Source organism: Epilithonimonas sp. JDS (genome assembly GCF_021261315.1).
In the GTDB taxonomy this organism is placed as follows: Bacteria; Bacteroidota; Bacteroidia; order Flavobacteriales; family Weeksellaceae; genus Epilithonimonas.
In genome coordinates this window covers 1-1,277 of the sequence record NZ_JAJSAX010000016.1, presented here as the reverse complement: position 1 = coordinate 1,277, position 1,277 = coordinate 1, and the positions used below count along the sequence as shown (strand labels likewise).

2 protein-coding genes are annotated in these 1,277 nt (G+C 27.6%); one reads left to right on the top strand and one right to left on the bottom strand.

Features of this window, described 5'->3' with window-relative positions:
* Positions 1 to 645 (top strand): restriction endonuclease subunit S (locus LUD75_RS19060; RefSeq protein WP_232707394.1); only part of this gene is annotated, 645 nt, incomplete at its 5' end.
* On the opposite strand, the gene LUD75_RS19055 is transcribed toward LUD75_RS19060, so the two are convergent.
* The coding region (locus LUD75_RS19055) for a restriction endonuclease subunit S (protein ID WP_232707393.1) at positions 642 to 1,277 on the bottom strand (636 nt) is incomplete at its 5' end. The two genes, LUD75_RS19060 and LUD75_RS19055, sit on opposite strands and share 4 nt — an antisense overlap.

The following is a 1,277-nucleotide window of genomic DNA, read 5'->3' as shown; positions in this document are numbered from 1 at the left end:
AGAGATATGCAACTTTTGAAAAATACAGTTTCTAAAAAATTATTTTCACAGAAATTAAGATTTAAAAATAGTGACTGTGCTTTTCCAAATTGGAATCTAAAAGAACTTCAAGATGTCTGCAAAATAATTGGTGGTGGGACGCCTGAAACAAATAAGACAGAATATTGGAACGGAGATATTCAATGGTTTACTCCAACCGAAATTAAATCAAATTTCGTTTCAAAAAGTGAAAGAACAATTACAGATTTAGGATTGAAAAATTCTTCAGCAAAAATATTACCTAAAGGAACAATCTTAATTACAACAAGAGCCACCATTGGAGAAACTTCGATAGCTCTTAAAGAATGCACTACTAATCAAGGTTTTCAATCTCTAATAGCTAACAAAGACATTAATAATATCTACATTTTCTATTGGATTAAAGTTAATAAATATGAATTAACCAAAAGAGCTAATGGTTCAACATTTCCAGAAATTAGTAAGTCTGAAATTGAAAAAATAAAAATACCGATTCCAAATATTGAAGAACAAAATAAGATAGCGTTATTTTTATCAACTATTGATGAAAAGATAACTTTACAAAAAGATTTATTAACTAAATATGAAATGCAGAAAAAGTATTTACTTACCAATTTATTTGTTTAGACAAATAGGTTTGACAAAAGGTACTTCTTTTGGATTTCATATTGTGTTAAAATTTTCTTTTCTGTTTCGATTTTTTCATCGATAGAAGAAAGGAAATTGGAAATTTTGGTTTGCTCGTCAAAAGTTGGTATTGGGATTATTAAAGATTTTACTATATCTCCGGATAAATTACCTTGTCCTCCTTGTAAATAGGTTTTTAAAATACTTTCCTTTTTTAATTTCAAATAATTTAATAAATAAGAACTGTTTAAACTTGTTCTTATACATAAAATCGCTTGATTTATTGCTCCATCTATTTTTGCTAATCCGACTTCTCCACTAGTTGCTCCATATAGTGCATAAATTAAATCTCCTCTATTAACCATTTTGGCAGAAGATTTTTTTAGTGCTTCTTGTGAAATAAATTGTGCTGTTTTAGTGGAATTAATCTCACCAGATTTAATAAAAGGAATATTCCCATTGTAATAACTTTTATTAGATGTTAATGGAGTCCCTCCTGAAAAAAATGTTCCAATATCTCCAAATTTTTTTGATTCCCATTTTGGAAAATTATTCCCTAAATCATCTTTAAATCTAAATTGCTGAGAAAATATCTTTTCACGGAGTTCATTCATTAAGGATTCTAAATGAGA